This is a genomic window from Rhizobium sp. 10N414, from assembly GCF_056394785.1.
Genome location: NZ_JBFTIN010000045.1, coordinates 14,290 through 37,679, shown reverse-complemented (window position 1 = coordinate 37,679; position 23,390 = coordinate 14,290). Strand labels below are relative to the sequence as shown.

Below are 23,390 nucleotides of genomic sequence, written 5' to 3'. Positions count from 1 at the left end.
GCTGGCTGCTGCGCGTAGGCAGTCGGTAGCTCTGTCGGAATGACGAGCCAGGACACCGCCGCCAGCCAAGTTGCACACCAAGCAAGAAACCTTGTCATGATCGCACCTTTTCTTTCTTTGGTGGAAGACGGATCATCGTCTCCACCGGACGTCTGGGCAACCTCGCTTGCAACCGCAGAAAATGCAGCCGCCGGTCGAGCGAAAAATACTTGTTGATGCGGAGGCCCCGCGCAACGCCATGAAGACAGGCTAGCAGCAATCAGATCCGGCTGCATGTACGTTACGGTAAATTACAGAAACTGATCTGGTTCTTGCCATGGAATTGTCCGACACGCGATGAAGTGATGGGCCCGTCGACCTGAGGCCCTCCCGTTCAAAGTCGTGCAACCAACAAGCATAATCGCGAGGGCGGAGCTTGGCTTCGCAGGTTGATTGTCCGAGCGCTTATAATGGTAGCATTACCTCGCTCACTTATTAAGTGAGAGATCCTGTCCGGTGACTTATCGGACCATTTCTATGGCAAGACGGTATATTCGTCTTCGTGGCTGAGGTGGCTCGCCCTGCACGGGTCTTCCAAGGGTTGCGCGTAGGCCGAGCCGATCGTCACAAACTGAAGAATGCGATTACGTCGTTGAATCCGGGCGGACCGCCTGGAGGAAGCTGCGCCTCTATTCATATCTCCTACGCAAGCTCACGTTCACCGGGTCTAGGCCTCACCTAAATTCCAATGGCATAGTGCGTCGTCTATCTCTGCGCCGTCGTCTATTGGTTCATTCGTTGCGTGCCTTCATGGTGATCACGATAGAGACGGCTAATAGAGGCGGTCGAGGAGGCCCTTGCCCGGTATGGCAAGCCCGACATATTCAATACCGACCAAGGATCGTATTTCACGTCCATCGACTTCACGGCGGTGTTGAAGAAGGGTGGGTTGGATGGATGGGAGGGGGCGTATGGCGGGACGACGTCCTTGTCGAGCGGCTCTGGTTGTCGATCATAGGAGGAGGTTTATCTTCGGGCCTTCAAAATTGTGTCCGAGGCCCGCGCCGGGATCGGCCGTTATTGGACCTTTTACATACCCACTGACGCGCATGAAGGCGGCCGCATAATCGAGGCGTAACCACTTAACGAAACGCCGCGAAACTGTTCAGACAAAGCGAGCCAGCTCTGTGATGGGGGTACTCTTCCACGAGCCGTTTGGCTCTGGTTCAAGCGCGCCAGACCTTGACCAGCTCGCCATCCAGGACGCGGAGACTATTCTGCGCGAATGAGGATATCCAAACCCAAATGACCTGATCAAATCGACCCTGCAGCACAGACCAAAACCAACGAGAAGTCGACTTAGCCGCGGAGATGAATGAAGTCATGAAGCGCATTCTAATTATCGTCGTTTTTCTCGCGATCCTCACAGGAGGCGGGGCGTATTGGTATCTCCATGACCGCAACGGCTCCGGGGGAGTTGTTCTCTATGGAAACATCGATTTCAGGCAGGTCGATCTCGCCTTCAACGGGAGCGAGCGGGTCGCGGAGGTGCTCGTCGAGGAGGGGGATCGGGTAAAAAAGGATCAGGTGCTCGGGAGGCTGGATACCAGCAGGCTCGCTCCCCAAGCGGCGCAAGCGGAGGCGCAAGCGGCAAGCCAGCGCGCCAACCTTGCCCGGCTAAAGAACGGCAGTCGCCCGGAGGACATCGCCCAGGCGCGCGCCAATCTCGGATCGGCGAAGGTTGAGGCGGCGAACGCGAGGGCGCAGTATGAGCGCCAAGGCTCCCTTGCTCTGCGAGCCGTCGCCAGCCAGCGCTCGCTTGAGATGGCGGAATCGGAATCGAAGCAGGCCGATGCCAAGGTGGAGGTTAATCAGAAGGCATTGGATCTGCTTGTGATCGGTCCCCGGATCGAGGACATCGAGGAAGCAGAGGCGCAGCTTCGCGCGGCGGATGCCAATGTTGCCCTGCTGCATCAGCAGCTCGCGGAAGCCAATTTGGTAGCCCCAGTCGAAGCGATCGTGCGATCCCGGCTAATCGAGCCGGGGGAAATGGCTTCGCCGACGCGGACAGCGTTCTCGCTCGCCACAGTCAATCCTAAATGGGTTCGCGCCTATGTCTCCGAGACGCAAATCGGGCTACTGCGCCCTGGGATGAAGGCAACCATCAGCGTCGATTCCTTTCCGGGACGGCCGATACCGGGATGGATCGGTTTCATCTCCTCGGTCTCCGAGTTCACACCGAAGACAGTACAGACGGAGGAGCTCCGAAGCAGCCTGGTCTACGAGGTGCGAGTCTTTGTCGAGGATCCAGATAACGTCCTAAGGCTTGGAATGCCGGCAACCGTGAGACCGGATCTCGGTAGCGACGTCGCAGCGACCGCGCAGAAATAGGGTAAAAGCCATGAACGCCCAACAGACAGCCCTGGTCGCCAAGGACGTTCGCAAGACCTTCAAGCGCGACGCCGGTAAGCCCGTCAATGCCCTTGCTGGCATCTCGCTTGAAGTGGCTCGCGGAACGCTGACGGCCCTGGTCGGCCCGGATGGCGCCGGCAAGACCACGCTGTTGCGACTGGCCGCCGGCCTGGTCGCACCAGACGCCGGCAGCATCGAAGTCATCGGTATCGACGTCGCCCGTTCGCCGCAACAGGTCCAGGACAGGATTAGCTACATGCCTCAGCGCTTCGGTCTTTACGAGGACTTGAGCGTCCAGGAAAACCTCGATCTCTATGCCGATCTGCACGGGATAGAACAGGAGCAGAGGAACAACATCTACCCGCGGCTGTTCGAGATGACACAGCTCGGGCGGTTCAAGGAAAGGCCGGCGGGCAAGCTTTCGGGAGGCATGAAGCAGAAGCTCGGGCTTGCCTGTACGCTCGTCCGCTCGCCACAACTGCTGCTCCTCGACGAACCGACCGTCGGCGTCGATCCGCTCTCCCGCCGCGAGCTTTGGGAGATCGTCCACAAGCTCATCGAGGAAGACGAGCTGTCTGTGATCGTGTCGACATCCTATCTGGACGAGGCTGAGCGCTGCGAACACGCCGTGCTGATGCATGCGGGACAAGTTCTCGCCAAGGGGCGGCCGGCGGACATTACTGAGAAGGCAAAAGGATGTTGCTTTTTGATGAGGGACGCAAAGGGCATGGCGGCGCGATCCCTCCAGGCCCGGCTGTTTTCACTTCCCGGCGTCGTTGATGCAGTTCCGGAAGCTGGACGCGTCCGCGTGGTGCGCAAATCTGCAGAGGATGAACGACCGCTCGAGGTGGAGGGTACAAAGCTTGAGATCGAGGCGGTAAAACCTCGCTTCGAGGACGCCTTCATGATGCTCTTCAATGAGGCCACTGGCGACGAACGACGCGAGAGCCGGACAGAAGGTTCGAGCCAACATCCGGCCTCTGCTGAGACAATCGTAGAGGTGCGGGACCTTGTCCGCACCTTTGGCGACTTTACCGCTGTGGACCATGTCAGCTTCGGCGTGAAGCGTGGCGAGGTCTACGGCCTACTGGGACCGAACGGGGCCGGCAAGAGCACGACATTCAAGATGCTCTGCGGCCTTTTGCCGGCAAGCAGCGGCACGCTGCAGGTAGCAGGGGCGAACCTATTGACTGCGGGGGCAAAAGCTCGCCAGCGGCTCGGCTATGTTGCACAGAAGTTCTCCCTCTACGCCCAACTCACTGTCGATGAGAACCTGGAATTCTTTTCCAGCGCGTATGGGCTGCGGGGACGCGCCAAGCGCGACAGGATCAATACCCTGAAGGAGCGGTTCGAACTTGGACAATTCTCTGGCCTTCCGAGCGGACAGTTGCCCGGCGGTTTCAAGCAGCGGCTCGCACTTGCGGCAGCACTGTTGCACGAACCCGACATCCTGTTCCTCGACGAGGCGACTAGCGGGGCCGACCCGCTGGCGAGGCGGCAGTTCTGGGGGCGGATCACCGCACTCTCAGAACAGGGCGTCACGGTCATCGTGACGACCCATTTCATGGAAGAGGCGGAGTACTGCGATCGGATCATCATTCTGGACGCAGGCAAGAACCTTGCAGAAGGCACCCCCCTCGAAATCAGGACACATGCAAAGAGCACGGAAAACGACGCCCCGACGATGGAGCAAGCATTTATCGCGATCGTTGAGAAAGAGCGGCAGAAGTCCAAGGAGAGCACCTCATGAGCGATCAGGGACGAAGTGGCCTGACCTCGGCACTCAGGCGTATACGCGCGCTGGTGCGCAAGGAAGCCTGGCAGCTCCTGCGTGACCCTAGCAGCATCGCAATCGGCATCATCATGCCGGTCGCTCTTCTCGTGCTTTTCGGCTACGGCATCAACCTGGACATCAAGAACGTCCCCGTGGCCATCGTCATCGAAGACGATTCTGGCGCGGCGCGCGGCATGGCATCAAGTTTCGAGCTCTCGGATTATTTCTCCGCCCGAAGAGTCAAGACCATGGTGGAGGCCGAGCAAATGCTGATGTCAGACGATATCAGAGCGATCGTCCGCATTCCCAGGGATTTCGCGCGATCGATCCAGCTCAGCACTGCGGAAGTCCAGTTAATCGTCAACGGGGCGGATTCCAATACGGCGCGGATCTCGCTCGGTTATGCGCAGGGTGCGGTTGGGGTCTGGGCAGCGAAGGAGGCAGCCCGAAACGGTGGCAAGGTTTCAGGCATCACGATTGTTAGCCGGCTCTGGTTCAACGAAGCCAACGACAGCACCTATTTCCTCGTACCAGGTCTCATCGTGCTGGTGATGACGCTGATCGGCGCGCTGCTTACCGCTCTTGTCATGGCGCGGGAGTGGGAGCGCGGGACCTTCGAAGCACTGTTCGTCACCCCGGTTCGTTCAGTGGAAATCCTGCTCGGAAAGACGATCCCCTATTTCCTGCTTGGACTGGCGGGGCTCGCGCTCTGCGTCGTCGGCAGCAAGCTTTTGTTCGGGGTCCCGTTTCGTGGCTCGCTGGTCATCCTCACTATCGTATCGATGCTCTATCTTCTCGTCGCGCTCGGCCTCGGGCTGGTCATCTCATCGGCGACCAAGAGCCAATTCGTCGCGAGCCAGGTCACCCTGTTCGCGACCTTTCTTCCAGCCATGATGTTATCGGGCTTCATGTACGATCCCCGCAGTATGCCGTTCGCTGTCCAGATCATCACCTACCTATTCCCCGCACGCTACTTCGTGACGCTCCTCCAGACGTTGTTCCTCGCCGGCAACATCTGGAGGGTCATCCTGCCAAACGCCGCCGTACTCGCCGCCATGGCGGCAGTGCTGCTTGGGCTCTCGGTGAGGCTTACCCGAAAGAGGATCGCATGATGCTGGCGTCGTTGTTTCGAATCCTGACAATTATCCGTAAGGAACTCCTTGTCATGCTGAAGGATCCGAAGAGCCGCGCAAGCGTGCTGCTGCCGCCAATCCTCCAGTGCCTCATCTTCGGTTATGCCGCTAGCTACGATCTCAATACCGTCCCCTATGCGCTGGTCGATCAGGATCACAGCGCGACCTCGAGGGCCCTTGTCGCCAAACTGGAAGGTTCCGGAGTGTTCCAGCGGCAAGCGACGCTGACCCAGACAGCCCAGGCGGCCGCGTTGCTGGACACGAAGCAGGTGGTCCTCATCGTCGTCATCGGACAGGACTTCGAACGAAAGCTTGAGAGCGACGCCTCGTCGGTCGTCCAAGTGGTTGCCGACGGACGTAACTCGAACACAAGCGGTGTCGCCCAGGGGTATGCAAATACGATCATAGGAGACTTCTCAAGCAACTGGCTTGCCCAAAGGCGTTCTCCAGGCGCGATCCAAGTCACGACCCGAGCGTGGTTCAACCCGCAACTCGAAACCCGGTGGACGATGGTACCGTCGCTCATCGGAACCATAACTATGATGATGACGATGTTGCTGACGGCGATGTCGGTCGCGCGCGAGCGTGAGGAGGGAACCTTCGACCAGCTCCTCGTTGCTCCCTTTACACCGACCGAGATCATGATCGGCAAGGCCGTGCCTTCGATGATTGTCGGCATCGTCCAGGCCTCTGTGATCCTGTTGGTCGCGCTGTTCTGGTTTCGGATTCCCTTCGCGGGATCGTTCGCTACCCTCTACCTGGGACTTGCGCTATTTCTGGCGGCCGCCATCGGATTTGGACTGTTCCTGTCGTCGTTGGCGGGAAACATGCAGCAGGCGATGGTTTTGTGTTTCATCTTCCTCATGCCGTTCATGCTGCTCTCGGGATTGATGTCGCCGACGGACAACATGCCAGAGGTTTTGCAATACGCGACCGTGATAAATCCCTTGAAATACGCGATATCGATCACCCGACGCGTCTACCTCGAGGGCGCGCATGTCAGGGAGATGATGCCCGACATGTTAGCGCTCGTTGCCATCGCCGCCGTCACCATGCCTGTCTCGGCATGGATGTTCAGGCGCCGATTGAACTAGGGTCTGATGCGTCTGATGGCCGTGTGGCGACGTCGCAGCCGTAATCAGCTTTGACAGCCGTCGAGGCAATTGTCACGACACCGCAGTCGCGGAAAGCTTCTTCAATCTTCTGAAGCGCGAACGGACATGCCGGAGGCTCTACCTTTCACGCGATGAGGCCCGCCAGGATGTGTTCGAATACATCGAGATGTTCTACCCTCCGAAACGCAAGCACGTCAGAAACGGGATGCTGTCGCCCGTCGAGTTTGAGAAGCAGCAGAAAATCTCTCCCGAGGGTGTCTACGAAACCCGGGGCGGGGCCAAATCACGCCGCTAAGCGCCCATGAGACGCTGCGGCCGAGATCAAATCTAAAGCAGGTCGATGTTGATTGCCTTCGGACCCTTGCCCATGCGATCGGGCTCGGTGTCGAAAGAGACCTTTTGACCCTCGCGTAGCGTTTGAATGCCGGATGCTTGTAGCGCCGAAATATGTACGAACACGTCCTTGGCGCCGCCGTCGGGGCTGATGAACCCAAAGCCTTTGTCACCATTAAAGAATTTTACTATGCCTGTAGCCATTTCTTCCCCCAACGTGAGCTTGATACAATGCAGAAAAAAGACGGTTCTGCAAGCCGGTTAGAACGCCGATGGTGAAGTGCGGCACCTGTCTGTGGATCGGAGGCTAGCACTCGTCCTCGATCTGTCGGAACGCGTCCCCGTCGGGACCGGTTGTCCAAATAACGCACGGCCTATTGTCTGCGGTCGTGGCACTTCCCGCCGGCCATGAGGTGCGCCATTTGGCGTTTATGGTACGAAATATTCCTCCGGCGCAGCTTTGGCACATTGCGATGCCGGGAGCGGAGGCCGTCCACCACATCAGGTCAGGTCTCCTAGCGCATTATACGGCGGGTGTAGAACTTGGCCCGCAACAGGCTCCTCACAAACGGAAGTTGCTGCGATTGTAGATATGCACGAAGCCCATTTTTGCTAAATTGGAGTTTGAAATGTTAGGCTTTTCGGCCGATGGCACTTCGGTCTCGACTACGAAAGTCGACACTCCATGGTCAGCGCCTTCTTGTAGGCGAGCTTGAATCAAAGCTTTCTGGGCACCGCGGTTTCGAAAGCTGGGCACGGTCGTTCCTCCGCCGAGCCAGGCATAAGATCCTGAAGCGAACATAGCTCCCGTTCCCACAGGTGTCTCCCCGTCTAACGCGTAGAAACACGACCATCCGTCTCTTCCAACGATTGCGGCCCACAAAACAGTAAGGCTTTCCGGAAAACCAAACCCGGCACACATCATGGCGCCGAATACCTCGGCTTCATCGAGTCGAACTTTTCGTGTTTTCACGGCGCTCGGCGAAAGAAGAGAGACAGTGTTGGTGGTTTGCCTCAGCTTTGCCCACCCAGGACCATAAGGAAGCAGCCCTTTCGACTGGATCCAATGTCTCAGTTCGTTAGATGCAGCGTCGACGTTAAGCTGTAAAAAACGATTCCCCGGCCTCTTTTTCATCCAGTAGTAGGCTTCATCGAGATCTTCACTTGTCGTCAGGCCGAGGATGCGGTTAAGGCCAATTGCAGGCGCGCGTGGAAGCGAAATCGTGCATCCGCCATTGATGGGAACACATTCGAACTGTTCCTCGCCCCGCAATCGGCCATGGGCGGCATCATGTAGATCAATGAAAGCCTTAGCCTCAATGGCGTCTTCTACTGTAGGGCAGGGGTGATCTAAAGAACAAGGATCCAAGGGAGCACTCCTAAGGCGGAAGCTTCGCCGAAAGCGGATAAAGGGAGTATTGGATTAGACACAGAACAATCGCGGCAGCGACTTCCCGTACATTTGTCCGAGCGGAATGTTGGTGATAGCATTTTGCGCAGATGAATACCGCCTTAAGTGATTTGTCAGTAAACCAAATGATCTTCCAATACGGCCAAGATCTGAGATGAGACGTGGTGCATGTCATCTCACCAGCATGCGGCGCAACCGTGTCTCCATAGACCTTCATAATTGGCTAGCGGTGTAACGTCTAACTTTTTCATCATACGAGGGTGTCGAACGCCGGTGGATCGCGAACTTTGTTGAAACAAACCGCTTACAAATTTGGCAATTTCCGGCTGATCCCAGAGGCCCAAGCTCTCCTGTATAACGGGCAGCCCGTCGGACTTGGCGGGCGAGGTTTTGATATTCTTACCCTGCTTGTGACGCGGGCTGGCGAGGTAGTGAGCAAAGCAGATCTGTTCGCACACGTATGGCCAGACTATATCGTTCACGACCACAATCTGAAGGTCAATGTCGGCAATCTTCGACGTTCGCTGGCCGAACTCGATCCTGCCACCGAGTACATTGCCACGATCCCGGGGCGGGGCTACAAGTTCGTTGCCGCTTTGGAAAGCGACCACCCGGCGCCAGCGCGGCAAGTCGCGCCAACCAAAAGTCACCATATCGCTCCACCCCGAGTTCGGCAGCTTCTCGGTCGCGATGACGCGATCCGACAGATTTCCCAGAAGCTCGATCAAGCCGGTTATGTGACCATCGTTGGTCCGGGCGGAGCCGGAAAAACATCACTTGCGGTCACGGTTGCTCAGCAATCCTGCCTGGCAGGCGAGGCTATTGCCTTTGCGGATCTCTCGGCGCTCAGCGACCCGCGATTTGTGGTGCCAGCGATCGCTTCCGCTCTCGGCGTCTCGCTTGGATTTGATGACCCGATCGCAGGCGTGATCGACGTCCTTCGTGGTAACACGCTGCTTCTGATCATTGACAATTGTGAGCACGTCATCGCAATGGCCGCGACGATCGTCGAGCGGATATCAGCAGACGTTCCTTCTGCCCGGATCATTGCGACCAGCCGCGAGCCGCTCCGGACGCGGCACGAGCAAATCCACTTCCTCTCCGGTCTCGCTTATCCGCACCAGACGACGGCGCTTTCCCCCATTGACGCCCTGCAGTTTCCCGCAATCCAGCTGTTCATTTCAAAGGCGTGCGGTTCCGTAGATGCTGCGCCTTCCGACGATTATGTCCGGAGCGTCGTCTCGATCTGCACACGGCTGGATGGGCTGGCACTCGCCATCGAACTGGCTGCTGGCACAGCCAGCGTTCTTGCACCCTCCGCGCTCGATGACCYCTTCAGGGATGGCTTTGATACAATGAATCGGGGAGCAAGGGATGCGCCATTGCGCCACCAATCCCTGGAGGCAACCCTCGACTGGAGCTATCGGCTTCTTCCTGACCGCGAGGCTGTCCTGCTCGGCCTGCTTTCGGTATTTTCCGGCCGTTTCAACGCTGACGATGTGGAGGCCCTGTATTCCGCCGGCGCCCTCGAGCCAATGACTGGGCGGGATGCACTGTCGCAGCTTGTGGCAAAATCGCTTGTTTCCGCGGAATATGATGGCTCCACTATGTACTATAGGCTTGCCGAAAGCACTGGCACCTATGCCGCGCGGCGTCTTTTAGGTTCTCCCTATAGAGAGAATGCAAGACGCCAATTTGCCGTTCGAACAAGGGACAAGCTGCAGATCGCCGAACGGGAATGGACTTCGCAGACGTCTCGTGAATGGCTCGGGAAATATCGGAGGCAGATCGACGATGTGCGTGCCGCGATCGGCTGGGCGTTCGATCCTGCGGGCGACGCCGCATTGGGTGTCGAACTGGTGGTCGCTGCATTGCCGCTTTGGCAAGAGCTTTCCGCGTTCAGAGAGATGCTAGAGGCCATCGATCTTGCAAGCTCGAACAGCACTGCCCTGGTAGGGCTTGCACCGTTGGGGCGAACAAAGCTGTCCACCGCACGGGCCTGGGCCATGACACTTGCGCGCCACATGCACCCGCAAACCGACGACGCTTGGCGCGAAAGCATCTTTCATGCGAACGGTTCCCGCGATGCCGAGTTTCAAATGCGCGCGGTCTGCGGACAAGCCGTCTTTCTGGCCTATTCCGGCCGCCCGCGCACGGCGCTACGCAGCATGAACGATTTTGCAGTAGCAAAGGGCTTGGACTGGGCGACCGCGCCTGACGGGCAGCGACTGTTGGCGCATATCCAGATCTACGCAGGTGAACTGAATTCGGCATCGGCCCATCTGGAAGCGTTGATGAATGATTGGGGTCACGTGAAGGAAGGTTACGGACTCTCCCGGTTCCAGGTCGACTTGCCGGCCGGCATACGCCTATCTCTGGCGCTTGTGTCCTGGTTACAGGGTGACTCTGATCGTGCCTCCGATCTAGCCAGTCGTGCCATCGATCGTGCCGTCGATCTTGATCACATGATATCCCTCGGCAATGCGGTCTCGCTGGCGGCGTTGCCGATTGCTTTCGTGGACGGCAATCTCGAAACCGCTTCGCAGCTTCAGCTGCAGCTTGCCGACGTCAGCCGCCGTGAAAGCGTCGGCATTTACGAGGGGACAGCCACGTTTTTCGCCGGTGCGATCCAGTCGGCTCGAGGTGACAAAGCAGGTTTCACCTTGATGCAGGACAGCATCACTGGCTTGCTGCGGGGAAGCTGGCGTGCTCGTGTCCCGTTCTACCGCAGCTTGTTGGCGGAGGCCTATATAGCCGCAGGCGAGATGCAACTGGCCGAAAACAGCCTGCGCGCCGTACTTGGCGAAATCGGGATACGTGAGGAACGCTGGTGGCATCCGGACCTCTGGCGCGTTGCGGGAATGATTGAAGCCGGACACGCTCGTCCACACCAGGCGATGCGCTATTTCCAGAAGTCCTTGGATAGTGCGGTTGCGATGGGTGCAGGCGCTGCGACCAAACGGACCCGCCTTGCCATGGCTGCGGTGGATGGGCGCTAACCTTGGCGCGTCAATCTTTTCTCCGCACGTCAACCCGCCCGCGAAGCGACGCATTTGCCTGCTCCAGCTGAGCAATCTTGTCGATTAGGTGCTGTGAGGCCGCGAGAAATTCGGCTTCCGTATATCGTGGCTCGATGTGCTGCGGACAATTCCAGTCGAACGCCTCAAGCTTGAGCTTGAAAATTCGTTCGGCCTTGGCTCCATAATCACGGTCGGTGATGCTCGCCGTGAACACGGGATCTACGTCGAGCGCCAGCTTTTCGGCGCGGGCATAAATCTTCAGGCGCGTACGGGCGGGATAGTCCATCAGGAACAGGCATGTCCGGTCATTCTCTGCCAGATTGCCGGTGCTGATATACTGGCGATTGCCGCGGTAATCGACGAAGGCAAGCGTGCGATCGTCAAGCACCTTAAGAAAGCCTTTAGGTCCGCCGCGATGCTGGACATAAGGCCAGCCAGTCTCCGAAACCGATGCCATGTAGAAGCTGTCGCGCTGCGCGATGAATGCGGTTTCTCTCATAGAAAATCGGTCGAATTCGCGGTGTCCCTTGAAGTCGGACCATAGACGATCCGCTCCCATTTCCGCTTGCGCCCTGCGAACTGAAGGAGTGATTGCGATATCCATAAAACCATAGGTCATATCAGTGAACCCTCATTGTATTGTCAGTTCGCAATGCGTCGGATGCATACGGTGCTAGATTGCCTCCATCGCGGCCTGCTGCGCGCGTGCATAGCTCTCTGCCACAGCAGCATAATTTGGCGCGACGAGTCCATAGAGCTTGCCGAGTTCTGCAGCTTCGGGACGTGCCCAAGTCCGGTGAAGCTCGGACAGCAATGCGTTGGTCGATGTCGGCTTGACGCCGCCCTGCACAAACCGGGCAAGTGAAATGCGCGATGCCATTTCGCTAGGATCACCCGACGCATCAAGGACCGCATAGACGTCATAGCCGGCAGCACGGGCGTCGAGCGCCGGAAACATCACGCAGACACTGGTCCAGACGCCTGCCATTATGAGAGTGTTTCGACCGGTCGCGCGAACCGTTGCGACGAAATCGTCATTGTCCCATGCGTTCACTTCCCCCTTGCGCGGCACATAGACTGCATGCGGGGCCAGTTCGTGGATCTCGGGCATCAGCGGACCATTGGTGCCGGCAGGTTCCGAGGCCGTGGTAATGACAGGGATATTCAGGAGCGTGGCGAGCCTGGAGACCATCTCCACATTCCGGCGCAGGTCAGAGATCGAGATGTCCTTAACTGTCTGGAACAGTCCTGACTGGTGATCGAGAAGCAGGATCAGGGCGTCGGAGGGATCGATGAGGGCTGCGCCGCCACCGGTCGGAAGCACGCTCGGCTTGGATTTGCTATTGTACATGGCTGTTTTCCTTCTTTGGGGTTGAGTTACTGGGGCAGATTTCGGGTGAGGAAGTCGCGTATAACGGGGATCATCTCGTCCGCCTTGTCCTCAAGGGCGAAATGTCCGGTGTCGAAGAAATGAAGTTCGGCGTCGGGAACGTCGCGGAGATAGGCGCGCGCGCCGTCGGGCAGGAAGATGGGATCGTTCTTTCCCCACAGGATCAGCGTCGGAGGCCGATGTTCGCGCACCGGGTGGCGAGCCGTAGCAAATTAGGCGCTCGGTGACGGCAACGACCCCTTTAAGCGAGGTCGTCGGGTGCTGAGCAACAAGCACTTCGAACCCGCGGCAAACAAGTTCGCTATGGACTTGTTGCCACCCGGAGCCATCAACAAAGGCGCCATGTACGAGGACAATCGAGAGGGATGGCTCCCCAGCTGCCTGGGCGCCCGAAACGGGATTGGTCATGATCTTTCCTATAGGGGGGCGCGGGGCAACTGGCCCCCCGGAATGGATTAGCTATTCGACTAGTTGCAAACCTTGCGGTCCAGGAAGTCGCGAATGAGCGGCGCCATCACGTCGAGCTTGTCCTCAAGGGCGAAATGGCCACTGTCGAGAATGTGCATCTCGGCGTTCGGAAGATCGCGAAGATAGGGATGGGCACCGGACTCAGGGAAGATCTTGTCGTTCTTGCCCCACACGATCAGCGTCGGCGGTTGGCGGTCGCGGAAGAACGCCTGGAATTGCGGATAAAGTGGTACGTTGCTGCCGTAGTCACCCAAGAGGTCTAGCTGGATATCCTTATTGCCCGGCCGATCGAGCAATGCCTGATCAACGACCCAGTTGTCGGGGCTGATATGCGCCACATCGCCCATGCCGTCGGTATACTGGAACTTTGTCGTTTCGAGCGTTACCAGGCCGGCGAGTGCTTCCCGACGCTCCGGCGTCTTCTCGGCCCAATAGGCCTTGATCGGGTCCCAGAATGCGGCGAGGCCTTCGGTATAGGCATTGCCGTTCTGCACGATCAGTGTTTCGACCCGCTCCGGATGTTTCAGCGCCAGGCGGTAGCCGATCGGTGCACCGTAATCCATGACGTACATGCTGTAGCGATCGACGCCGACCTGTTCGGTTAGCTTGTCGACAATGTTGGTCAGGTTCGCGAATGTGTAGGAGAACTTAGTGTGATCGGGTGCGTCGCTCTGGCCATAGCCGGGATAGTCCGGCGCAATCACGCGGTAGCGGTCCGCGAGCAGCGGAATAAGGTTGCGGAACATATGTGATGAGGTCGGAAATCCGTGCAGGAGAAGGAGGACCGGCGCGTCTTTGGGGCCGGCTTCGCGGTAGAAGACCTTCACACCGTCGATCGTCGTGCTCTTATATTGAATGACCGGAACAGCCTTTGCGGCGATGACCGCGTTGTTCGGCAGGCACCGAGCTTCAGCCGCCACGGGAGAGATGGCCATGAGAAGTGCGACGGTGGCGAGAAGATGTTTGTTCATAATGTTTCTCCTTTTCCAAAAAGGGTGCCGATCCACATCAGCACCTCTGGAAAAAGGATTAGCATCGCCGGTCTTCGGACCCGGGATAAATAAGGGTAAAAAGTTGAACGGTGCGGCACAGCTGACCCGCTCCAAAGCGTTTGCAGGGTATGCTCTAAACATGAGGTCGGGGCGCCACCGCACGTCCAATCATGTCTAATTTGAGTCTAGCACCTCGATGTGGATCGATTCGCTCGGAGGGTGTCGTTGTCTTCTTACTAGCGCATCAATTTTGATGTTTACTACAGAACCTCAGCGGAGCCGGGGCTCCATCGGCCTTTGAACGATGGTCGCCGGATCCATTCCCATCAAGACCGTAGGAAGCACACGGCGGACCTCGATTAATAAGGCCTAAGTCACTTTCGCAAGTGGTTGAAATTAGCGTATAAATTATCTCAGAGAGTTTGGCGAGGCGAGTCAGGGTAACAATCTCATCGTCCTCGACGTGTTGGCTATATTGAGCGATGTCTGCGGCAAAGATTGTTGTGAGCTTTCTACCCATACCCGCCCCACGTTTTGGATAACATTGGAGTTTTGGCTTTAGGCAATCCCTTCCGGCGCGGTTTCCTGCATCGAGGATGCCGAGGCGAGCATTGTCACCGGGTTGGCGGATACAAACAGAGAAGAATGCGAGTTTATAATCCTCCCCGACGCCAACTTTAGAAGAGGACCATCGATATCAACGACAGTCTCGGTGAACACAAGCTCACCCCATCCTTCTGACGTTCCCTCGATCATCACGAAGCGATAACCCGTCCCGATACCAAACATTTAGAAGTTCCCCAACATTTTCCGCAGCTTGCCATTTGGGGCAACGATGTCAAGCATCGCAGCGCCGCGTCGCTACAATGCGCGGGTGACCTGAAGCGAGCTTCCTAATCACGTCGGATGCGCCTGGAGGGCTGCATAGGCGGACGATTCCGCTTTCTTCTTCAGCTTGCGCAGAACTGGGGTTTTCTCAGCAGCGTTCTCCTCGTCATCGGGATCGTACGCGGAGCCGACCTCGTCCATCCTGTGTTTTATGGCGAGCGCGTAGATGGTATTCAGGATATTCGGATCCCTTACATGAGGATCGGTAAGCGCCAGAAGCGAGGCACGCACAATCTTCTTGCTGGTCGCTTTTGGACAACGGTTCAAAACGAAATCGTAAAGCCCCTTGCCGGAAAGACCTTCTGTGGCGCCATCCAAAAGCGCTTCATAGACTCGCTTCCGTTTTTCACCCATGTTTGCCCTCCTCTTGAACGTGATGCGACAAACTCTGTCATAAAAACGTCATATGCAATAGACTGCATCGCGCAAAACGTGAGCTCCTTGCGGTCGTTCCGATCCGGTAGGATGGGCGGCGACGGATTCCTGATCAGTCGAGCTTGATCACATCCCTGAACGCGACCGTCCTCACGATCTCTCCATCCTCGTTGGCAATTTCACGCGACCGTCAATCTCATCGGATTGCATCACCAACTCCGCCACCATCTCCCTCGCGGCCTCGTTCGCTTCGTTGATCGCGGCCGATAAGGATGGCAGTTCAACGCCGTCCTCGTCCCGCTCATAGCCATCTATATCCCTGATGTGGAAGAAAAACTTCATCTGCCGCTCCGTCTACATGAGCAACGCAGGCGAGGGCACGACGTTTCAGCGCGACAGTGAGGCTTCTGCCTTTGCGGACGTTGGGTCCTTTCGGCGTCGCGGCTGGAGTCGTCGTCATCTCAGTTCTCTTGCGGACGAGGCCCGCAGATCGCTTGGCTTCGACACGCTAGCGACGACCGAACGATTGCGTATGAGGTGGGCCAGGCGAAGGAGCTTCCGCGGTAGTTGAAAGCCATCATCCTCACAAGATGCAAAACCTTGCAGGCCTTCTTGCCAAGAGTGGTCGCGCTAGCACGCGACCATCAGATGGCACGGACGTTTTCTGCCTTCGACTTCCCAGTCTTGCGGTCTTGGCCGACCTCGTAAGAAACCTTCTGGCCTTCGCGTAGCAACGTGGATCCCTGTACGGCGCTCACGTGCACGAATACATCCTGGCCGCCACCGTCCGGCGTGATGAAGCCGAAGCCCTTGTCTTGATTGAAAAACTTTACAGTCCCGTTCGCCACAGCGGTCTCCGAAGCAGCATGTTGATTGAAGGGGATTCATAACGGCCAGTGGTTCCATCCGCAACGTGTTTTCGGACGTAAGCCAGCCGCCGGAACGGGGTCCCTATCTCCAGAAGCGCTTCGTATCGAGCACGCCTTCGACCGACATCTGGGCCTTGTCGATCAAAGCCCCCTTGTCGGCGTGTGAGACGACCGACTCCCTCGCCGGATGGTCTGCGAGGCCGTACTTTACCACGGCATTCAAATTTAACAATTCGGCCCCATATCTGCGATTCAAGCAACCGCGAGATATTCATGACCGCCACCGCGCATGCAGGCAATGACAATCAGAATTCGAAGCAGCTGGCGGTTCTTGTCCTCGGCGCGATCGGTGTCGTCTATGGCGATATCGGGACAAGTCCGCTCTACGCCTTTAGGGAAGCTCTCCGGCCATTTGCCCATGACGGCGTTGCGCCGCACGAGGTGATCGGGCTCATCTCGCTGATGATCTGGACTCTCACCATTATCGTCACCTTCAAGTACGTCCTCTTTCTCCTGAGAGCGGATAACGACGGGGAGGGCGGCACACTTTCCCTGCTGGCACTGCTCATGAAGAAGACCAGCCGGCACGCAACCATCTTTTTCTTCGCGGGCATTATCGGGGCGGCGCTCTTCATCGGCGACGCCATGATAACGCCGGCCCTGTCGGTGCTTTCGGCACTGGAGGGGCTTAAACTCGTCACGCCCATCTTTGCGCCGTATGTCCTGCCGATCGCAGTGGCGATCATGCTCCTGTTGTTCCTTATACAGTCAATCGGCACGGCAATCGTCGCCAAATTCTTTGGCCCGATCACGCTGCTGTGGTTCGTCGTCATGGGTATTGCTGGCCTTCTGCACATCGCCGACGATCCGACAATTCTCCTGGCCATCAACCCATACTATGCGTTGGTTTTCCTCACCCATGCCGGCTTCGTTGGCCTCGTCATTTTGGGTGCGGTCTTCCTGACGGTCACGGGAGCGGAAGCCCTTTACGCCGACCTCGGGCACTTCGGTCGCAAGCCGATCCAGGTAGCATGGTTCGTCGTGATCTTTCCATCGCTTGCGCTCAACTACCTCGGCCAAGGTGCTCTCGTTTTGAGCCACCCGGCTGCCGCCACCGACCCGTTTTTCCTGATGTTTCCGGAGTGGGCGTTGCTTCCCGCAGTCCTTCTCGCGACCGCTGCGACTATCATCGCGAGCCAGTCCGTGATCACCGGCGCCTTCTCGCTTGCCCGTCAGGCAATTCATCTGGGATTTTTGCCACGGCTGGAGATCTGTTTCACTTCCGCTTCCAACACGGGCCAGATCTACGTTCCCGCCGTCAACGTCGTCCTGCTGATCGGCGTGCTCGCACTGATTACTACCTTCGGATCTTCGGAAGCGCTTGCGACTGCCTACGGAATTTCCGTTACCGGCGCGATGGTCGTGACCACTGTCTTGTCGTTCCAGTTTCTTCGGGTCGTATGGGGCTGGAAGGTGCCGACGGCTCTCCTGGTCCTATTGCCGCTGCTTCTGCTCGAGAGCGTGTTCCTAGGGGCAAACCTGCTGAAAATCCACGATGGCGGCTATGTTCCAGTCATGATTGCTGGCGTGTTGATGGTCATGATGTGGACTTGGAGAAAGGGGACAAAATTCGTCCGGGCGAAGGCTGCGAACAATGACGTTCCCCTCGAGCGTTTCCTTGCGTCGCTCGAACGGAGGTCGGATCATGGGCCGGTCCAGGTTCCGGGAACCGCCGTCTTCCTATCAAGCCTGCCCGACATGACGCCCAATGTCCTGCTCCACAATCTGAAGCACAACCGGGTCCTTCACGAGCACAACGTCATTCTCAACGTGAAGACCGCACCGCGGCCGTATGTCTCAGAGGACGACAGAGTGACCCTAAGGAAGCTTTCAGACCGGTTCACCTCGATGCAGCTGCTCTACGGCTTCATGGAGGACCAGAACATATCCGCCGCCCTGCCGCTCTGCCGCAAGGCTGGCTTCGACTTCGAGATCATGTCGACATCCTTCTACGTCGGTAAGCGCAAGCTCGTCGGCGACCCGAACACAGGCATGCCGCACTGGCAGGACAAGCTGTTTATCGCCATGGCGGGCTTTGCCATCGATCCCTCAGACTACTTCCAGCTTCCGAGCAACCGCGTCGTCGAGCTCGGGGAGCAGATGGTGATCTGAGGGCCTTCAATCCACCTGCACAAGCTTGTTGCGAAGATAAGGAAGCGGTCTGACATTGTTATTGCGGTATCTCAGAGAACGGAGCCGGGATTGCGTTCCGATCAAAGTGCTCTTGTGGCGTGACATGTTCGTGTGTGGGACCGTGGTAAATCTGGTGTTCCTGGGCCTTGCGATCATAATAGTCCAACTTGGGTATCCAGACTGGCTGGCGGTCGTTGTGTTCTTTCTGCCAATGCCATTCAACATCTTCATCTGGGCCGCGGTCTGGCGCGCGGCCACTCAGATCCCCGTTATCGCCGCTTGGATCGCCCGCTCAATTGGAACTGGTTGGCTGGCGATGACGATCATCGTCTGATTTCGCCTCTGCTATTTTTTCGGGAATCTCCATTCGGCCCTTATCAGGTAAAGATGCACTCGATCTGGCCGAGCGGGCCGAAGTCAGCTGCCAGATGCTGGCCCGGCCAGACCTGGAGAATTTTCGTACACGAGCCAGTCGCGACGATCTCGTTCGGCTCGAGCTGTCGTCCCTTTGCCGCAAGCTCGGCAGCGAGCCAGGTGGCGGCATTTAGTGGGTCACCCATCACCGACGTCGCCTTCCCCGAAAAGACGGTATGCTTGAAGAGAAACGTCGTAACGTCGATCCTGGAAACTTCGCTAGGCGGGAAGCGTGGAATAGGATCGCCGCAGATCGTTGCGACATGCAGGCCGAAGTCCGCGATCGCCGCATAGTCGCCAATGAACGTCCGGCGTGTCCTGCGGCCAATGATCCCAATGGCCGGCCGACAGGTAAGAATGGCGTCGCGGGCAGTTCTAATGTCTATCACCTCTCCTGGCTCCGGGTAGGATCGGCGCATGGTGAACACGAACTCACACTGGACTCCTATCGTTTCCGGCGGAAGTCGGAACTCCTTTATTCCTTCAAGAAACGTGGACGAGGGAATTTCAGCGTAGACCGGTGTTGTCAAACCTAGCGTCCACCGCGACGCGTCGCTCGTACCGACGATTGCATAGCCTTTTCTCTCAAAGCCCAGCGCGTCCTGTGCGATCGCCTGAATGTCGTAAGCCTCCTTTTCGGAGGTGATCAGGTTCAGCGGAAGATCGCAGAGGTCCTCGCGGCGTCGGCTCTTGGCAAGGATGTCGGCAGTGGCGTCCTTAAGTTCGAAATACATCTTCGTGCTCCAATTCCTAAGATTGGCTGTTCTATGAACATGGTCGTTCCGGCGTCAGGGATCCATGCGAACGCGAGCTCGCAGAAATCAAAATCTCATAATGATGACGGCTTCGAGAGCTGCACTTATGCGGCGCTTATAAATCTTCATTTGCTCCCACATGGAATTCAAATCCATTCCAGCCCACTTTTGTCTGGTAGGAGGATTTATATATGTCCTTGAACAGCGAGCTGTCCCAATCTGCAACTGGCGCCGCGAGAACGCCTGATGTCGCCAATGATCTTGGTCTTTCAGATATGCCGCTGCTGCTCCAGTATCTCACTTCCTTGGTCCTGGCAGGGTTGGCAACGGCGGTTGCCGCCGGCTTTGATCGCTACGAAACCATTCCCAACCTTTCGCTAATCTATGTTCTGCCTGTCGTCGCCAGCAGTGTCGCATTTGGTCTTGGCCAGGCTTTGTTTTCAGCGCTTCTCGGAGCACTTGCCTACAACTTCTTCTTCACTGAGCCCCGATTCTCGCTTGCGGTAGCGGACACCGCCAATATCTGGGCGATCGTTCTGCTCTTCGTCATCGGTTGCATAACCAGCACGCTCGTGTCGTCGAACCGGCGCGACAAGTCGGAGCTCGACCGCTTCCGTTTGCACTTGGGAAAACTGAAGGCCTATACGCGGCAGATGATTGCGGCGACTTCCGTGGAGCAGGCAAAGAGCATCACGCGTACAACGCTCGCGGAGGCCTTCCACACACCGGTCGCCATCATTTACATCGGTCTCGATAGTGATGTGGAGGTCGTAAGTGATTCAAGCCTGACTGATGTGGAAATAGATGCGGCGAGAGCGGCATCCGGGTCGAACGCGTTGATCGCGGCGGATGTCTACCCCTTCGATAACTCCCGCTTTGACTTCTGGCCTGTTCCAGCGACCGTGGACCAGACAATCGTGATCGGCGTCGCCTTCGATCCGGGTCGTCGACCGGCGAATGTTGGTGCGTTGATGGAGACGGTTGCGCTGATCCTTGCAGCGACGATTGAACGCTACAAGGAGTAGCTCGGCTGCGCGGTGTGTTCTGGCGCAGTCGCGTCAATGGCTTCGAATCCGCCGTTTGCGGAACCCTCCAATTGCCAAACAGGTCATCGTTAGGGTGCCGAGCCCATGACGCCGTTCACATTATAGCTGGCGATCATCATGCAGCGCTCGGGGGTCGAGTGCGAAGCCGGATAGGGCGCGCTTGTCTGCCAATTTCGTCGGCCATTTCGGGAGGCCAGCCCGTCCCTGCGCGTGGAAGAGGCCGCGAAACGAACGGCTGCTGTCGAAAAACTCCTTGCGGCGAGGGTTGCCCTGGACCAGCATCTGGCGTCGGAATCCTCGCTGCTCACGGTGGTCGGCTTCCTGACTTCTGTGAAAGAGAAGCGCGTCGCGCGAGCGCGACTTGCCATCGGCGATCTTATGCCAGGGTTGGAGACTGCCAGACGGGTTTCAGAGATCGAGGACAGGATTCGAGCCGAGCTTCGGACTGAGGAAGAGGCGCTGCAATCCGCGGAACAGTCACTCGCAACGGCCAGAGCCCTGCGTCTTAGTTTCCAGGAGGCGGAAAGAAGCTGGGCTAGTGCGCGAGAGGTCCTGAGCGGCGCTAATGACGTTGCAGAACTGGAACGTCAGGCAGATCTGGATGTTCGGTTCTCCCTCTTCCTTCTGGCAACGCATTACTGGGAAGGTCGTTGGCTTCTGGCAATGGAGGCTGATCTCGCCGGGATCGTCACCTCCAAAGGCAAGAACGGAAAGGCGACAATCATCCCCCGCTGGCACCGCCGCATGATGTTGACGCCTTGTGCCGTGGCAACATTTGCCAGCCTGCCAGGCAAGATGACGTACACACGCCGTGACGGTGGCAAATGGGCGACCGAGTATCTCTTTAATTTCATCGACCTTTTGGTCGTCGACGAAGCCGGTCAGGTCTTGCCAGAAGTTGCCGGGGCGTCTTTCTCTTTGGCGAAGCGCGCCCTGGTGATCGGTGATACCAAACAGATCGAACCGATCTCATCGGTTCCCCGGCCCGTGGATGTGAGCAATCTTCGATACAGTGGCCTTCTTCCGAATGACGCCGGCATTGACACTCTTGTCGACCGCGGGATCTGCTCGTCCAATGGCAGCGCCATGCGCCTTGCACAGCAAGCCTGCCGTGTGTCGCCTTACCCGGATCTCGAGAAGGGTCTCTATCTGTTCGAACACCGGCGTTGCTACGACGAGATCATCAGCTTCAGCAATGCGCTGTGCTACAAGGGAAAGCTGCGACCGTTACGGGAAAGGCGCCAGCAGACGCTGGTCTTCCAGCGCTTGGATATCTGCATATAGACGGCCGTGCACATACCTCGGGGAGCAGTCGCTGCAATCCGCTCGAGGCGCAAACTATTGCTGCTTGGCTTGATGCCAATCGGGCTGGACTGGAGGCTCGCTATGGCCGGCCGTTGGAAAAGATTGTCGCCATCGTGACCCCGTTTGGCCGACAGGTTCGCGAAATTTGGGACGCATGCGTCGGCCGAAGGATTGCGGTCGAAGGGCGCGATGGCATGACCATAGGAACAGTGCACGCGCTGCAAGGCGCCGAACGACCTGTGGTGATCTTCTCGCCCGTCTACTCGAAACACGCAGACGGCGGTTTCATCGACGCCTCACCCAGCATGCTAAACGTGGCGGTCTCACGGGCACAGAACGGTTGTCTGGTATTTGGCGATATGGATGCTATGGCGACAGCGAAAGCCGGGTCGCCAAGAGCTATCCTTGCGGACTTCCTGTTCGCGTCAGAGAAGAATGCGCTTGAGTTTGCGGTCGAGCCGCGCGAGGACCTGAGGCAGGGGGACAGTCAGATTCAAATGCTGCGAGATGCAGCTGGGCATGATGCTTTCCTGCTGGATGCGCTGTCCGGTGCCGGCCGCCGCTACACCATCGTCAGCCCGTGGGTGATCGTATCAACGATGGAACGAGTCGGAATCCTTGCGGCCTTCGAAGCCGCCGTCCAGCGGGGCGCCGAAGTCGACGTGTTTGCTGATCCGCTGCTCAACCAAGGCCAGGCTCCTAATGGACTGACTCAGATGGAAGCCGTAGAGAAGGCCTTTTCACGGATTGGCGTTCGGCTGCACAAGCTTCCGAAATTGCACAGTAAGATCGTGGCGATCGACACGGATACTCTTTGCATCGGCTCCTACAACTGGCTCAGCGCCGATCGAGATGGCCAATATGCGCGCCACGAGACGTCGTTCGTTTATCGAGGACGGCATCTGGAAGAAGAGATCAGCACTATCGTTGGCAGCCATCGGCGCAGGGAAGCGTAATCGCTAGACGTGCGATTTGAGTGGGAGGCGATAGGGCTTGCCTCACCCTGCAGATTAAAGGTAACTGTTTGAAGGTCTTCCAATTGCTTCATTTTCACCTACACTCCAGCAGACCTCGAGCTTAAGGTCCGCATCGGAAAAGGTCCGCCTAACTGAGCGCCAACGCTCCGGGATAATGCCGGACGCGAGGGAAAGTGTGAGCAAACGAAGAAGGGCCGAACGATTTCGAGCCAGCCCCTCTTATCATTGATCTCGATCAGGCCGGACGGACGTTCTCGGCCTTGGACTTTCCGGTCTTACGATCTTGACCCAGGTCGTAGCTGACATTCTGGCCGTCACGCAGCGATCCACCCGGTACTGCAGAGATATGCACGAAGACATCCGGACCGCCATTGTCCGGCGTGATGAAGCCGAAGCCCTTGTCCTGATTGAAAAACTTTACAGTGCCATTCGCCACAAACTTCTCCTAGTGCCAGCTTTTGGAGGTGAAGTCATAGACCGACGAGCAATCGCAAGCAAGCAACGCACACAGCTGGCTTCCACTTTCTCGTTAGGGGTTATC

At 57.6% G+C, this 23,390-nt stretch carries 22 protein-coding genes and 3 pseudogenes; 12 read left to right on the top strand and 13 right to left on the bottom strand.

The window, feature by feature from the left end; all coding sequences use genetic code 11:
* Nucleotides 1–742 precede the first annotated feature (742 nt).
* From AC1DE4_RS27270 to AC1DE4_RS27245, 6 genes and pseudogenes are all read left to right on the top strand, one after another.
* A pseudogene (locus AC1DE4_RS27270) lies at nt 743–1,072 on the top strand (IS3 family transposase); the annotation flags it as partial.
* Nucleotides 1,073–1,362: 290 nt separating this feature from the next.
* Complete coding sequence (locus tag AC1DE4_RS27265) at nt 1,363–2,370, top strand: HlyD family secretion protein (protein ID WP_246734802.1); 1,008 nt, start codon at nt 1,363–1,365, stop codon at nt 2,368–2,370.
* A gap of 10 nt (nt 2,371–2,380) precedes the next feature.
* Nucleotides 2,381–4,141 (top strand): ATP-binding cassette domain-containing protein, encoded by a 1,761-nt coding sequence (locus AC1DE4_RS27260; protein ID WP_477883971.1) that lies wholly within the window; start codon nt 2,381–2,383, stop codon nt 4,139–4,141.
* Nucleotides 4,138–5,277: an ABC transporter permease gene (locus AC1DE4_RS27255; protein ID WP_477883969.1), complete on the top strand. Its 1,140-nt coding sequence runs from the start codon at nt 4,138–4,140 to the stop codon at nt 5,275–5,277. The genes AC1DE4_RS27260 and AC1DE4_RS27255 overlap by 4 nt, the downstream gene beginning before the upstream one ends.
* Nucleotides 5,274–6,392, top strand: a complete 1,119-nt coding sequence (locus tag AC1DE4_RS27250; RefSeq protein WP_477883967.1) for an ABC transporter permease — start codon at nt 5,274–5,276, stop codon at nt 6,390–6,392. Before AC1DE4_RS27255 ends, AC1DE4_RS27250 begins: the two co-directional genes overlap by 4 nt.
* A gap of 55 nt (nt 6,393–6,447) precedes the next feature.
* Nucleotides 6,448–6,708, top strand: a pseudogene (locus tag AC1DE4_RS27245) (IS3 family transposase); the annotation flags it as partial.
* Nucleotides 6,709–6,740: 32 nt separating this feature from the next.
* On the opposite strand, the gene AC1DE4_RS27240 reads toward AC1DE4_RS27245, so the two are convergent.
* Both AC1DE4_RS27240 and AC1DE4_RS27235 read right to left on the bottom strand, forming a co-directional pair.
* The gene (locus AC1DE4_RS27240; RefSeq protein WP_169684498.1) at nt 6,741–6,950 is read right to left on the bottom strand and encodes a cold-shock protein; all 210 of its coding nucleotides are present in this window, start codon (nt 6,948–6,950) and stop codon (nt 6,741–6,743) included.
* A 358-nt stretch (nt 6,951–7,308) separates the two neighbouring features.
* The gene (locus AC1DE4_RS27235) at nt 7,309–8,115 is read right to left on the bottom strand and encodes a GNAT family N-acetyltransferase (RefSeq protein WP_477883965.1); all 807 of its coding nucleotides are present in this window, start codon (nt 8,113–8,115) and stop codon (nt 7,309–7,311) included.
* Between the two features lie 302 nt (nt 8,116–8,417).
* Here AC1DE4_RS27235 and AC1DE4_RS27230 point away from each other — a divergent pair, with 302 nt between their 5' ends.
* Nucleotides 8,418–11,156 (top strand): ATP-binding protein, encoded by a 2,739-nt coding sequence (locus AC1DE4_RS27230; RefSeq protein WP_477883963.1) that lies wholly within the window; start codon nt 8,418–8,420, stop codon nt 11,154–11,156.
* Between the two features lie 10 nt (nt 11,157–11,166).
* On the opposite strand, the gene AC1DE4_RS27225 is transcribed toward AC1DE4_RS27230, so the two are convergent.
* The 9 genes and pseudogenes from AC1DE4_RS27225 to AC1DE4_RS27185 all read right to left on the bottom strand — a co-directional run bounded on the left by AC1DE4_RS27225 (nt 11,167) and on the right by AC1DE4_RS27185 (nt 16,382).
* The gene (locus AC1DE4_RS27225; protein ID WP_477883961.1) at nt 11,167–11,796 is read right to left on the bottom strand and encodes a pyridoxamine 5'-phosphate oxidase family protein; all 630 of its coding nucleotides are present in this window, start codon (nt 11,794–11,796) and stop codon (nt 11,167–11,169) included.
* Between the two features lie 54 nt (nt 11,797–11,850).
* Complete coding sequence (locus AC1DE4_RS27220) at nt 11,851–12,528, bottom strand: isochorismatase family protein (protein ID WP_477883959.1); 678 nt, start codon at nt 12,526–12,528, stop codon at nt 11,851–11,853.
* A gap of 26 nt (nt 12,529–12,554) precedes the next feature.
* Nucleotides 12,555–12,755: pseudogene (locus tag AC1DE4_RS27215) on the bottom strand (alpha/beta fold hydrolase); the annotation flags it as partial.
* Between the two features lie 279 nt (nt 12,756–13,034).
* The gene (locus tag AC1DE4_RS27210; RefSeq protein WP_477883957.1) at nt 13,035–14,006 is read right to left on the bottom strand and encodes an alpha/beta fold hydrolase; all 972 of its coding nucleotides are present in this window, start codon (nt 14,004–14,006) and stop codon (nt 13,035–13,037) included.
* 579 nt (nt 14,007–14,585) lie between these two features.
* Nucleotides 14,586–14,816 carry a hypothetical protein gene (locus AC1DE4_RS27205; RefSeq protein ID WP_192242101.1) on the bottom strand — a complete coding sequence of 77 codons (231 nt, stop codon included), beginning with the start codon at nt 14,814–14,816 and terminating at the stop codon, nt 14,586–14,588.
* Nucleotides 14,817–14,924: 108 nt separating this feature from the next.
* Nucleotides 14,925–15,269: a hypothetical protein gene (locus AC1DE4_RS27200; protein WP_049809262.1), complete on the bottom strand. Its 345-nt coding sequence runs from the start codon at nt 15,267–15,269 to the stop codon at nt 14,925–14,927.
* Between the two features lie 171 nt (nt 15,270–15,440).
* Nucleotides 15,441–15,632, bottom strand: coding sequence for a DUF6894 family protein (locus tag AC1DE4_RS27195; RefSeq protein ID WP_477883954.1), 192 nt, complete (start codon nt 15,630–15,632; stop codon nt 15,441–15,443).
* Between the two features lie 302 nt (nt 15,633–15,934).
* Entirely contained in the window at nt 15,935–16,138 is a 204-nt protein-coding gene (locus tag AC1DE4_RS27190; RefSeq protein ID WP_029792702.1) for a cold shock domain-containing protein, read from the bottom strand.
* Between the two features lie 103 nt (nt 16,139–16,241).
* Nucleotides 16,242–16,382, bottom strand: a complete 141-nt coding sequence (locus AC1DE4_RS27185; protein WP_477883952.1) for a hypothetical protein — start codon at nt 16,380–16,382, stop codon at nt 16,242–16,244.
* A 50-nt stretch (nt 16,383–16,432) separates the two neighbouring features.
* Here AC1DE4_RS27185 and AC1DE4_RS27180 point away from each other — a divergent pair, with 50 nt between their 5' ends.
* Complete coding sequence (locus tag AC1DE4_RS27180) at nt 16,433–18,331, top strand: potassium transporter Kup (RefSeq protein ID WP_477883950.1); 1,899 nt, start codon at nt 16,433–16,435, stop codon at nt 18,329–18,331.
* A gap of 217 nt (nt 18,332–18,548) precedes the next feature.
* Nucleotides 18,549–18,686 carry a hypothetical protein gene (locus AC1DE4_RS27175; protein ID WP_477883948.1) on the top strand — a complete coding sequence of 46 codons (138 nt, stop codon included), beginning with the start codon at nt 18,549–18,551 and terminating at the stop codon, nt 18,684–18,686.
* A 43-nt stretch (nt 18,687–18,729) separates the two neighbouring features.
* On the opposite strand, the gene AC1DE4_RS27170 is transcribed toward AC1DE4_RS27175, so the two are convergent.
* On the bottom strand, nt 18,730–19,500 hold the full coding sequence (locus AC1DE4_RS27170; protein ID WP_477883946.1) for a 2-keto-4-pentenoate hydratase: 771 nt from the start codon (nt 19,498–19,500) through the stop codon (nt 18,730–18,732).
* A gap of 212 nt (nt 19,501–19,712) precedes the next feature.
* Here AC1DE4_RS27170 and AC1DE4_RS27165 point away from each other — a divergent pair, with 212 nt between their 5' ends.
* The 3 genes from AC1DE4_RS27165 to AC1DE4_RS27155 all read left to right on the top strand — a co-directional run bounded on the left by AC1DE4_RS27165 (nt 19,713) and on the right by AC1DE4_RS27155 (nt 22,828).
* Nucleotides 19,713–20,546 carry a DUF4118 domain-containing protein gene (locus AC1DE4_RS27165; RefSeq protein ID WP_477883944.1) on the top strand — a complete coding sequence of 278 codons (834 nt, stop codon included), beginning with the start codon at nt 19,713–19,715 and terminating at the stop codon, nt 20,544–20,546.
* A gap of 231 nt (nt 20,547–20,777) precedes the next feature.
* On the top strand, nt 20,778–21,851 hold the full coding sequence (locus tag AC1DE4_RS27160; protein ID WP_477883942.1) for a hypothetical protein: 1,074 nt from the start codon (nt 20,778–20,780) through the stop codon (nt 21,849–21,851).
* Nucleotides 21,770–22,828, top strand: coding sequence for an AAA domain-containing protein (locus AC1DE4_RS27155; RefSeq protein WP_477883940.1), 1,059 nt, complete (start codon nt 21,770–21,772; stop codon nt 22,826–22,828). Before AC1DE4_RS27160 ends, AC1DE4_RS27155 begins: the two co-directional genes overlap by 82 nt.
* 256 nt (nt 22,829–23,084) lie before the next feature.
* Here the strand turns inward: AC1DE4_RS27155 and AC1DE4_RS27150 are convergent, their stop codons facing one another.
* On the bottom strand, nt 23,085–23,285 hold the full coding sequence (locus AC1DE4_RS27150; RefSeq protein WP_018860334.1) for a cold-shock protein: 201 nt from the start codon (nt 23,283–23,285) through the stop codon (nt 23,085–23,087).
* Nucleotides 23,286–23,390: the final 105 nt, after the last annotated feature.

What these genes read in the sequence shown, in the direction of transcription:
- AC1DE4_RS27265 (WP_246734802.1), top strand. Translation starts at nt 1,363, where the DNA reads ATGAAGCGCATTCTAATTATCGTCGTTTTTCTCGCGATCCTCACAGGA.
- AC1DE4_RS27260 (WP_477883971.1), top strand. Translation starts at nt 2,381, where the DNA reads ATGAACGCCCAACAGACAGCCCTGGTCGCCAAGGACGTTCGCAAGACC.
- AC1DE4_RS27255 (WP_477883969.1), top strand. Translation starts at nt 4,138, where the DNA reads ATGAGCGATCAGGGACGAAGTGGCCTGACCTCGGCACTCAGGCGTATA.
- AC1DE4_RS27250 (WP_477883967.1), top strand. Translation starts at nt 5,274, where the DNA reads ATGATGCTGGCGTCGTTGTTTCGAATCCTGACAATTATCCGTAAGGAA.
- AC1DE4_RS27240 (WP_169684498.1), bottom strand. Translation starts at nt 6,950, where the DNA reads ATGGCTACAGGCATAGTAAAATTCTTTAATGGTGACAAAGGCTTTGGG.
- AC1DE4_RS27225 (WP_477883961.1), bottom strand. Translation starts at nt 11,796, where the DNA reads ATGACCTATGGTTTTATGGATATCGCAATCACTCCTTCAGTTCGCAGG.
- AC1DE4_RS27220 (WP_477883959.1), bottom strand. Translation starts at nt 12,528, where the DNA reads ATGTACAATAGCAAATCCAAGCCGAGCGTGCTTCCGACCGGTGGCGGC.
- AC1DE4_RS27210 (WP_477883957.1), bottom strand. Translation starts at nt 14,006, where the DNA reads ATGAACAAACATCTTCTCGCCACCGTCGCACTTCTCATGGCCATCTCT.
- AC1DE4_RS27205 (WP_192242101.1), bottom strand. Translation starts at nt 14,816, where the DNA reads ATGTTTGGTATCGGGACGGGTTATCGCTTCGTGATGATCGAGGGAACG.
- AC1DE4_RS27200 (WP_049809262.1), bottom strand. Translation starts at nt 15,269, where the DNA reads ATGGGTGAAAAACGGAAGCGAGTCTATGAAGCGCTTTTGGATGGCGCC.
- AC1DE4_RS27195 (WP_477883954.1), bottom strand. Translation starts at nt 15,632, where the DNA reads ATGAAGTTTTTCTTCCACATCAGGGATATAGATGGCTATGAGCGGGAC.
- AC1DE4_RS27180 (WP_477883950.1), top strand. Translation starts at nt 16,433, where the DNA reads ATGACCGCCACCGCGCATGCAGGCAATGACAATCAGAATTCGAAGCAG.
- AC1DE4_RS27170 (WP_477883946.1), bottom strand. Translation starts at nt 19,500, where the DNA reads ATGTATTTCGAACTTAAGGACGCCACTGCCGACATCCTTGCCAAGAGC.
- AC1DE4_RS27165 (WP_477883944.1), top strand. Translation starts at nt 19,713, where the DNA reads ATGTCCTTGAACAGCGAGCTGTCCCAATCTGCAACTGGCGCCGCGAGA.